Below are 10,403 nucleotides of genomic sequence, written 5' to 3'. Positions count from 1 at the left end.
GACCGGTCCCGGGACCGGTCACCCGCCGCCCGCCGAGCCGGGCGCCGTCACCGCCGCGCGGCCGCGAAGTCCGCCGCCGTCCATGCCATGGCGACGGCGCCCTCCACGATCGCCCGGTCCGCCCGCGGCGAGACGGCGGCGTCGGCGAACGCCGCCTCGTGCGGCCCGCACGCCCCGCCGGTGATGTCCAGCACCGGGTGGATGGCGGGCACCGCGTGGGAGACGTTGCCCATGTCGGTGCAGGCGAACGGCCCGCTCTCGACCGGCTCCGGGCGGCCCGCCGCCGCCGCGTTGGCCCGCCACAGGGCGAGCAGCCCGGCGTCGCTGCGGAAGTCCAGGTAGTCCGGCTCGGGCCGGGTCAGCTCGACCTCGCACCCGGTCGCCAGCGCGCCCGCCCGGAAGCAGTCCTCGACCCGGGCGCGCAGCTCCGCGAGGTCCTCGGCCGCCGAGGCGCGGATCTCGTACTCGGCGGTGGCGCTGTCCGGGATGAGGTTGGGCGCCGTCCCGGCGGCCGTGGTGATGCCGTGCACCCGCCAGTGCGGCGGCAGTTGCTGGCGCAGCAGCCCGAGGGCGACCTGCGCGACGGTGAGCGCGTCGGCGGCGTTGCGGCCCTCGTGCGCGTTGAGGCTCGGGTGGGCGGCGCGGCCGGTGTAGCGGACGGAGAGGGTGCCGAGCGCGAAGGAGTGGAAGTCGGCGACCTCCACGGGGCAGGGGTGGACCATCATCGCGGCGTCCACGCCGTCGAAGGCGCCCGCGTCCAGCAGCAGCGCCTTGCCCGCCCCGCGCTCCTCGGCCGGTGCGCCGATCACCCGCACGGTGAGTCCGAGCCGCTCGGCGTGGGGGGCGAGGCCGAGCGCGGCGCCGAGGCCGGCGGCGGCGATCAGGTTGTGGCCGCAGGCGTGGCCGAGCCCGGGCAGCGCGTCGTACTCGCAGACCACGGCGACGGTGACCGGGCCGGTGCCGAGGCGCGCGTCGAAGGCGGTGGGCAGGCCGTGCGCGCCCGGCGTGACGGCGTAGCCGTGGGCGCGCAGCAGTTCGGCGCACCACTCGGCGGCCCGGTGCTCCTCGAACGCGGTCTCGGGGTGGGCGTGGATGCGGCGGCTGAGCGCGAGCAGCTCGTCCCGGTGGGCGAGGACGCGCTCGCGCACCGCCTCCTTCACCGCGGGGTCGGCCGCGGCCGCTCCGCCCGCCGCCGGGGCGCTCGGGGTCGGCTCGCTCGCGTTCAGGGGGGACATCGGCGCCTCCGGGGGCGTCAGGGCCCGCCTCCCGGCAGGCTGTTGACCAGACAATATGCAGATAGCTTAGGCTAACCTAAGTAGGCAGTAGGCGTTCCGTTGCGCCGGACCCGAGGAGCTCTCAGAACCATGCGTCGCCACCAGGCCGCGTCCGACCCCGTCGCCGTCCCCGCCGCAGCCGACGTGCCGCTGCTCGCCACCCAGGCGGCGATCTGGTACGCCCAGGCGCTCGACCCCGACAGCCCGGTCTACAACACCGGCGACGCCGTCGAGATCACCGGCCCGTTCGACGCCGAACTCTTCGAGACCGCCCTGCGCCGGGCCGTCGGCGAGGCCGACGCGCTGAGCGCCGTCGTCGTCACCGACGCCGGCGGCGACGCCCCGCGCCAGCGCCTCACCCCCGGCCGCTCCTGGCCCCTGCACCGGCTCGACCTGCGCACCGACGCCGATCCCGAGGCCACCGCCGAGGCCTGGATGCGCGCCGACCTCGCCCGCCCCGTCGACCTCGCCGAGGGCCCGCTGTTCACCCAGGCCCTCATCCGCCTCGCCGACGACCGCCACTGGTGGTACCAGCGCGTCCACCACCTCGCCGTCGACGCCTACGCGCTCACCCTGCTCACCGGCCGGGTCGCCGAGCTCTACACCGCGCTCGGCACCGGCACCCGCCCCACCGACCGCGCCTTCGCCACCCCCGCCGAGGTCGCCGCCGAGGAGGCCGCCTACCGCGGCGGCCCCGAGCACGCCGCCGACCGCGCGTTCTGGCGCGCCCGGCTGGCCGGCGCCGACGCCCCCGCCACCCTGCCCGGCGGCACCCCCGCCGGCCCCGCCGCCCTGCCCCGCCTCGCCGCCGCGCTTCCCGCCGGCACCCTGCCCCGGCTGGAGGCCGCCGCCAAGGCCGCCCGCGCCACCTGGGCCGAACTCGTCATCGCCGCCACCGCCGGCTACCTGCACCGCCTCGCCGGCACCGAGGACGTCGTGCTCGGCCTGCCGCTCGCCAACCGGCGCGGCCCCGCCGCCCTGCGCACCCCGATCGCCACCGCCAACGTCCTGCCGCTGCGCCTCGCCGTCAGCCCCCGCGACACCGCCGCCGCACTGCTGCGCCGCGTCGTCCTGGAGGTCCGCGACGTCCGCCGCCACCAGCGCTACCCGCTGGAGGACCTGCGCCGCGACCTCGCCCTCACCGGCACCCGCCGCGCCCTGTTCGGACCGATGGTCAACATCAAGGCCTTCGAGGGCGACCTCGACCTCGCCGGCCTGCCCGCCACCGTCCGCAACCTCGCCGCCGGCCCCGTCGACGACCTCGCCCTCGCCGTCTCGCCCGGCCCCGACGGCGCCCTGCGGATCGGCCTCGAAGCCCACCCCGGCCGCTACGGCGCCGACGCCCTCGCCGCCCACCGCGACGGCCTGCTGCGCTACCTCGACGGCCTCACCGCCCTGCTGCTGGAGGACCCGCAGGCCCCGATCGCCCGGATCGACCTGCTCGACGAGGACGCGCTGCGCCGCGCCACCGCCGGCCGCACCGAACCCCCCGTCACCCGCACGGTGCCCGAACTGCTCGCCGAGCAGGCCGCCCGCACCCCGGACGCGACCGCCCTGCGCAGCGGCGACACCACCCTGACCTTCGCCGAACTCGACGCCGCCGCCACCCGCCTGGCGCACCGCCTCACCGCCCTCGGCACCGGCCCGGGCACCCCGGTCGCGCTCGCCATGCCGCGCGGCGCCGACACCCTGGTCGCCATGTTCGCCGTGCTCAGGGCCGGCGGCGCCTGCCTCTCCCTGGACCTCGCCCACCCCCGGCAGCGGATCGCCGACATCCTCGACGACACCCGCCCGGTCTGCGCCGTCGGCACCGCCGAGGCCCTCGCCGCCCTCCCCGGCGCCGCCGGCCGCCCCGCCGTCGCCCTCGACGACCCGGCCGTGCACGCCGCACTCGCGGCGCTCCCGACCGCCCCGCTCCCCGCGCCCGACCCCGCGCACACCGCCTACCTGCTGCACACCTCCGGCTCCACCGGCCGCCCCAAGGGCGTCGTCGTCAGCCACGCCTCGCTCGCCAACCTGCACGCCGGCCACGGCGAGGACCACATCGCCCCCGCCGTCGCCCGCACCGGCCGCGCCCGCCTGCGCATCGCCCACAGCGCCTCCTTCGCCTTCGACGCCTCCTGGGACCCGGTGCTGTGGATGCTCCACGGCCACGAACTCCACCTGCTCGACGACGAGACCTACCGCGACCCGGCCGCGCTCGCCGCCCACGTCCACCGCGAGCGGATCGACTACCTCGACGTCACCCCCTCCTACCTCGACGTCCTGCTCGCCGAAGGCCTGCTGGCCGAGGACCGGCACCGCCCCGCCGTGATCGCGGTCGGCGGCGAGGCCACCCCCGACGCGCTCTGGCGCCGCCTCGCCGCCGTCGACGGCCTCACCCCGGTCAACCTCTACGGCCCCACCGAGACCACCGTCGACGCCTACTCCTGGACCCCGGGCCCGGACGGCACCCCCGTCGGCCGCGTCGTGCGCGGCTCGCGCGCCTACGTCCTCGACGGCTCGCTGCGCCCCGCCCCCGACGGCGCCACCGGTGAGCTGTACGTGGCCGGTGCCTGCCTGGCCCGCGGCTACCTCGGCCGCCCCGACCTCACCGCCGAGCGCTTCCTCGCCGACCCCTACGGCCCGCCCGGCAGCCGGATGTACCGCACCGGCGACCTCGCCCGCCGCAGCCCGGACGGCACGCTGGAGTTCCTCGGCCGCGCCGACGACCAGGTGAAGATCCGCGGCTTCCGGATCGAGCCCGGCGAGATCGCCGCCGTCCTCGGCGAACTGCCCGGCGTGGACCGGGCCGTGGTCATCGCCCGCCCCGGCCCGGGCGGCAAGCGCCTGCTCGGCTACGCCGTCCCCGCCGCCGGGGCCGCCCTCGACCCGGCTGCGCTGCGCTCCGCCCTCGCCGGCCGGCTGCCCGACCACATGGTGCCCGCCGCCGTCCTGGTCCTCGACGACCTGCCGCGCACCGGCAACGACAAGCTCGACCACCGCGCCCTGCCCGAGCCCGGGGACACCGGGCCGCAGAGCGGCGCCGCGCCCGCGACCCCGCAGGAGGAGATCATCTGCGGGCTGTTCGCCGACCTCCTGGAGTGCGGCGAACTACCGTCCCGCGAAGCCGACTTCTTCGACCTCGGCGGCCACTCGCTGCTGGCCGGCCGGCTCGCCGCCCGGCTGCGCGAGAGCCTCGGCGCGGCCGTCGGCTTCGCCGACGTCTTCCACCACCCCACCCCGGCCGCCCTCGCCGCCCTGCTGCGCGAGCGCTCCGCCCCCGAGCCCCGCCCCGCCCTCGTCCCGGTCGACCGCACCGGCCCGCTGCCGCTCTCCCCGGCCCAGCGCGGCCTCTGGTTCCACTACCGGCTGGAAGGCCCCAGCCCCACCTACAACATCCCGCTCGCCCTGACCCTCACCGGCCCGCTCGACCGCGACGCCCTCGCGCTCGCCCTCACCGACCTCGCGGCCCGGCACGAGACCCTGCGCACCGTCTACGGCGAGTCCGCCGACGGCGAGCCGTACCAGCGGATCCTGCCGGCCGCCCCGGTCGAGCTGCACCGGGGCACCGGAGCGCTCGCCGAGGCCGTCCGGCACGCCTTCGACCTGAGCGCCGAACCCCCGCTGCGGGCCACGCTGTTCGAGCACACCGACGGCGAGGCGGCCGGCACCCGCACCCTGCTCCTGCTGCTCCACCACATCGCCGGCGACGGCGCCTCCACCACCCCGCTGGCCTCCGACCTGGCCGCCGCCTACCGCGCCCGCCTCGCCGGCCGCGCCCCGGAACTGCCGCCCCTCGCCGTCCAGTTCGCCGACCACGTGGACTGGCAGGCCCGGCTGCTCGGCACCGCCGACGCCCCCAGCCCGCTCGCCGTCCGCCAACTCGACCACTGGCGCGAGACCCTGGCCGGCCTGCCCGACCAGCTCGACCTGCCCACCGACCGCCCCCGGCCCGCCGTCGCCGCCCACCACGGCGCCACCGTGCCGTTCCGCCTGGACGCCGACGCCCACGCCGCCCTCGCCGCGCTCGCCCGCGCCACCGGCACCAGCGTGTTCACCGCCGTCCAGGCCGGCCTCGCCGCACTGCTCACCCGGCACGGCTGCGGCACCGACCTCCCGATCGGCACCCCCGTCGCCGGCCGCGACTCCGACGAGACCGCCGCCCTGGTCGGCTACTTCGTCAACTCCGTGGTCGTGCGCACCGACACCTCCGGCGAGCCGACCTTCCGCGAGCTGCTCGGCCGCGCCCGCACCGCCGTGCTCGGCGCCCACGACCACGCCGACCTGCCCTTCGACCGCCTCGTCGAGGAACTCAACCCGCGCCGCTCGCTCGCCCGGCACCCGCTGTTCCAGGTGATGCTCGCCTGGCAGTCCGTCCCCGACCGGGAGTTCGAGCTCGGCGGCGGCCTCACCGCCACCATCGCCGCGATCCCCTCCGGCACCGCCAAGTTCGACCTCACCCTCAACGCGGGCGAACTGCGCGAGGGCGGCATCGCGGGCTTCGTCGAGTACCGCACCGACCTCTTCGACGAGGCCACCGTCCGGGCGCTCGCCGAACGCCTGGCCCGGCTGCTCACCGCCGCCGCCACCGCGCCCGACACTCCCGTCGGCCGGCTCCCGCTGATCAGCGCGGAGGAGCGGCACCGCGCCCTGGTCGAGTGGAACGGCGCCCCCGTCACCTCGCGGCCCGGCGCCACCCTGCCCGAGCTCTTCGAGGCCGCCGCCCTCGCCCACCCCGACGCCGTCGCCGCCGGCTACGACGGCGAGGAGCTCAGCTACACCGAACTCGCCGCCCGCGCCGACCGGCTGGCCCGGCTGCTGGCCTCCCGCGGCATCGGCCCCGGCACCATCGTCGCGCTCGCCCTGCCGCGCTCCCTCGACCTCGTCGTCGGCCTGCTCGCGGTCGCCAAGTCCGGCGCCGCCTACCTGCCGCTCGACCCCGAGTACCCGGCCGACCGGCTCGCCTGGATGCTCACCGACGCGGCCCCCGCCGCACTGGTCACCGACCGCGCCACCGCGCCCCGGATGCCCGGCCACCGGGTGCCGGCCATCCTGGTCGACGGCGGGGAGCCGGACGCCTTCCCGGCCGTCCCGCTGGCCCAGCACGAACGCACCCGGCCGCTGCGCGCCGAGGACACCGCCTACGTCATCTACACCTCGGGCTCCACCGGCCGCCCCAAGGGCGTCCCGGTCACCCACCACAACGTGGTCCGGCTGTTCTCCGCCACCGACCACTGGTTCGGCTTCGGCGCCGACGACGTCTGGACGCTCTTCCACTCCTACGCCTTCGACTTCTCGGTCTGGGAGCTGTGGGGCGCCCTGCTGCACGGCGGCCGGCTCGTGGTCGTCCCGCACCTGGTCAGCCGCGACCCGGCGGCCTTCCTCGCCCTGCTCGCCCGTGAACGGGTCACCGTCCTCAACCAGACGCCGTCCGCGTTCTACCAGCTCAGCGCCGCCGACCGGGAGCGCCCCGGCAGCGAACTCGCACTGCGCTACGTGGTGTTCGGCGGCGAGGCGCTGGAGCTCGGCCGCCTCGACGACTGGTACGAGCGGCACGCCGACGACGCGCCCACCCTGGTCAACATGTACGGCATCACCGAGACCACCGTGCACGTCTCCCACATCGCCCTGGACCGCGCGAGCGCCGCCGCCGGCACCAGCAGCACCATCGGCGTCAACATCCCCGACCTGCGGGTCTACGTCCTCGACCGGTACCTCCAGCCCGTCCCGCCCGGCGTCACCGGCGAGATGTACGTGGCCGGCGCCGGTCTCGCCCGCGGCTACCTCGGCCGCCCCGCGCTCAGCTCCGAGCGCTTCGTCGCCGACCCCCACGCCGCGCTGTTCGGCGAGCGCGGCACCCGGATGTACCGCTCCGGAGACCTCGCCCGACGCCGCGCGGACGGCGTCCTGGAGTACTTCGGCCGCGCCGACCAGCAGGTCAAGATCCGCGGCTTCCGGATCGAACTCGGCGAGATCGAGGCCGTGCTGGCCGCCCACCCGGCCGTCGCCGACGCAGCCGTGATCGTCCGCGAGGACGTGCCCGGTGACAAGCGCCTGACCGGCTACGCCGTCCTCGCCCCCGGCGCGGAGCAGGTGACCGCCGAGGAACTTCGCACCCGCGCCGCCGCCGACCTGCCCGTCCACATGGTCCCGTCCGCCGTCGTGCTGCTGGAGCGCCTGCCGCTCACCGCCAACGGCAAGCTCGACCGGCGTGCCCTGCCCGCCCCCGACGCGCCCGGGTCCGGTGCCGGGCGGCCCCCGCGCAACCCGCGCGAGCAGCAGCTCTGCGAGCTGTTCGCCGAGGTGCTGGGCGTTCCGGCGGTCGGCGTCGAGGACGACTTCTTCGCCCTCGGCGGCCACTCCCTGCTGGTCGTCCGGCTCGCCGGGCGGATCCGCGCGGTGCTCGGCCTGGAGGTCGGCATCGGCACGCTGTTCCAGGCGCCCACCGTCGCGGCGCTGGACGCCGCGCTCGCCGCCGACACCCCCGGCGCCGACGCGCTGGACGTCCTGCTGCCGCTGCGGCCCACCGCCCCCGGCCGGCGCGACCCGCTGTTCGCCGTCCACCCGGCCGGCGGCCTCAGCTGGTGCTACACCGGCCTGATCCGCAACCTCCCGGCCGACGTGCCGATCTACGGCCTCCAGGCGCAGGGCGTCGGCGCCGCCACCGCCGGCGAGCCGCTGCCCGCGACCATGGAGGAGCTGGCCGCGCACTACGTCGATCGGCTGCGCGAGGTCCAGCCCGAGGGCCCCTACCGGCTGCTCGGCTGGTCCACCGGCGGCATCATCGCCCACGCCATGGCCGCCCGGCTGGAGGAACTCGGCTGCGCCGTCGACCTGCTGGCGGTGCTCGACGCCTACCCGGCCGAGGGCTTCCGCGACCTGCCCGTCCCGGACCAGGCCGAGGCCCTGGAGGCGCTGCTCACCATGGGCGGCTACGGGCCGGCGGACCTCGACGGCCGGCCGCTCGAACTCGCCCACGTCACCGAGCTGCTGCGCCGCGAGGGCAGCCCGCTGGCCGGTCTGGACGACGCCACCGTCGAGGCGCTGAACCGGATCTACCTGCACATCAACCACCTGGTGCGCGGCTACGACCACCAGCGCCTCAAGGGCGACGTGCTGTTCTTCCGCGCCACCGTCGACACCATCGACGAGACCCTGGTGCCCGAGCTGTGGACCCCCTACGTGGCCGGGCGGATCGACAACCACGACGTCGCCTGCTCGCACAAGGACATGACGTTGCCCGAGCCGATCGCCCGCATCGCGGGCGTCGTCGCGGAGCACCTCGCCGCCCTCGACTCCCGGGACTCCCTCGACGTCCGCGACTCCCTCGACGTCCGGGGCTGACGGCCCTCGTCCGCCGGCCGCCGCCCGCCCACCGACACCGGCCCACCCACCGACACCGCCCGCCCGCCGACCTGCCCGACCACCTGGAGAACCACCCCATGAGTGACGCCCCCGCCAACCCCTTCGACGGTGACGGAGAGTTCCTCGCGCTCGTCAACGACGAGGGCCAGCACTCGCTCTGGCCCGCCTTCGCCGCCGTCCCGGCCGGCTGGAGCGTCGCCCACGGGCCGTGCGAGCGCGCCGCCGCCCTCGACTGGATCACCGCCCACTGGACCGACCTCGACCCGGCCCGATGAGCCAGGCGGACACCCGGCCCGCCCCCGGCGGGCCCGCCGCCCCGCAGCGCCCGCTGTTCGCCGGTCGCCTCGCGGTGGTGCTCGTCTACACGGCCGCGATGTGCATGAACGGCCTGGACTCGACGATCGTCAACCCGGCCCTGTTCACCATCGCCGGGGACTTCGGCCGCCCGGTCTCCGCCGCCAACGCGGTGGAGACCGCCTTCCTGGTCGGCCTCGCCGTCGGCCTCCCGGTGGCCGGCTGGCTCGGTGACCGGTTCGGCGTGCGCCGGGTCTTCCTCGGCTCGCTCGCCGTCTTCACCCTGGCCAGCGCGCTGTGCGCGGCCGCCCCCGGCCTCGGCGCGCTCACCGCCGCCCGCGCGGTGCAGGGCGTGGCGGGCGGCCTGCTCACCCCGGTCGGCATGACCCTGCTGTTCCGGGCCTTCGAACCGCACGAGCGGGCCGGCCTCGGCAAGGTGCTGATCGTACCGACCGCGCTGATGCCCGCGCTCGGCCCGCCGCTCGGCGGCCTCCTGACCGAACACCTCTCCTGGCACTGGCTGTTCCTGGTCAACGTGCCGATCGGGGCGGCCGCCGTGGTCATCGGCCTGTTCGGGCTGCGCGACCAGGAGGAGCCGCCGGCCGGCCGCTTCGACACCACCGGGTTCCTGCTCGCCACCCCCGGCCTCGGCCTGCTCACCTACGCGCTCGGCTTCGGCCCCGCGCACGGCTGGGGCTCCCCGGCGGTGGCGGTGTCCGGGGTGCTCGGCGGGCTGCTGCTGGGCGCCGCCGTCCGCCACCAACTGCGCGCCGAAGAAGCGCTGGTGGACCTCCGGCTGCTCGCCGACCGGGCCTTCGGCGCGGCGAGCTGGCTGGCCCTGCTGACCGCCGCCGGACTGATGGGCGCGCTGTTCGCCTACCCGCTGCTCCACCAGGCCGCCTTCGGCGCCTCGGCCCTGGACGCGGGCCTGAGCGTCTTCCCGGAGGCGATCGGCCTGATGGCCGCCTCCCAGGTGGTCGACCGGCTGCTGCCCCGGCTCGGCCCGCGCCTGCTGGCGCTGCCCGCCCTGCTGCTGGCGGCCCTGGTGCTGGCCGCGCTGGCCGTACCGGGCGTCGGCGAGAACGCCTGGGCGGTGCGGGCGCTGATGTTCGGCGTCGGCCTGATCCTGGGCACCGCCGTGCTGACCGTGCAGATCGCCGGGTTCGCGGACGTGCCGCCGCCGTCGATGGGCCGCGCGATGGGCCTGTTCACCATCGTGCGCACGCTCGGCGGGGCCTTCGGCATCGCCGGCGCGGCGGCCCTCATCGGCGCCCTCTCGGGGGACGGCACCCACGGCACCCACGGCGCCGAACCCGGCCCCTACCGGGTCGCCCTGCTGGCCACGGCCGCCGCCGTCGCGCTCGGCGCCCTGGTCGCGGCCCGTCTCCCGAAGGAGCCCCCGGGCCCGCCGCCGATGGACTGACCGCGCCCGGCCCCGCCGAACGGCCCGCCCACCACGCGGGGGGGGGGCGGGTGCGCCGGCCCCCA

At 77.1% G+C, this 10,403-nt stretch carries 4 protein-coding genes; 3 read left to right on the top strand and 1 reads right to left on the bottom strand.

Features of this window, described 5'->3' with window-relative positions; all coding sequences use genetic code 11:
- Window positions 1-47: 47 nt before the first annotated feature.
- Window positions 48-1,235: an amidohydrolase gene (locus ACFXAM_RS25950; RefSeq protein WP_380294639.1), complete on the bottom strand. Its 1,188-nt coding sequence runs from the start codon at window positions 1,233-1,235 to the stop codon at window positions 48-50.
- A gap of 129 nt (window positions 1,236-1,364) precedes the next feature.
- On the opposite strand from ACFXAM_RS25950, the gene ACFXAM_RS25945 reads away from it, so the two are divergent.
- From ACFXAM_RS25945 to ACFXAM_RS25935, 3 genes are all read left to right on the top strand, one after another.
- The gene (locus ACFXAM_RS25945) at window positions 1,365-8,600 is read left to right on the top strand and encodes an amino acid adenylation domain-containing protein (protein ID WP_380294638.1); all 7,236 of its coding nucleotides are present in this window, start codon (window positions 1,365-1,367) and stop codon (window positions 8,598-8,600) included.
- A 98-nt stretch (window positions 8,601-8,698) separates the two neighbouring features.
- Entirely contained in the window at window positions 8,699-8,896 is a 198-nt protein-coding gene (locus ACFXAM_RS25940; protein ID WP_380294637.1) for an MbtH family protein, read from the top strand.
- The gene (locus ACFXAM_RS25935) at window positions 8,893-10,338 is read left to right on the top strand and encodes a DHA2 family efflux MFS transporter permease subunit (RefSeq protein WP_380294636.1); all 1,446 of its coding nucleotides are present in this window, start codon (window positions 8,893-8,895) and stop codon (window positions 10,336-10,338) included. Before ACFXAM_RS25940 ends, ACFXAM_RS25935 begins: the two co-directional genes overlap by 4 nt.
- The last annotated feature ends 65 nt before the right edge of the window (window positions 10,339-10,403 follow it).

The organism is Kitasatospora sp. NPDC059462 (genome assembly GCF_042749955.1).
Lineage (GTDB): Bacteria > Actinomycetota > Actinomycetes > Streptomycetales > Streptomycetaceae > Kitasatospora.
The sequence above is the reverse complement of the archived record's forward strand: the minus strand, read 5'-3'. Positions and strand labels throughout refer to the sequence as shown.

Bases quoted from the DNA above. Each gene is read 5' to 3' on its own strand.
- ACFXAM_RS25950 (WP_380294639.1), bottom strand. From the start codon at position 1,235: ATGTCCCCCCTGAACGCGAGCGAGCCGACCCCGAGCGCCCCGGCGGCG.
- ACFXAM_RS25945 (WP_380294638.1), top strand. From the start codon at position 1,365: ATGCGTCGCCACCAGGCCGCGTCCGACCCCGTCGCCGTCCCCGCCGCA.
- ACFXAM_RS25940 (WP_380294637.1), top strand. From the start codon at position 8,699: ATGAGTGACGCCCCCGCCAACCCCTTCGACGGTGACGGAGAGTTCCTC.
- ACFXAM_RS25935 (WP_380294636.1), top strand. From the start codon at position 8,893: ATGAGCCAGGCGGACACCCGGCCCGCCCCCGGCGGGCCCGCCGCCCCG.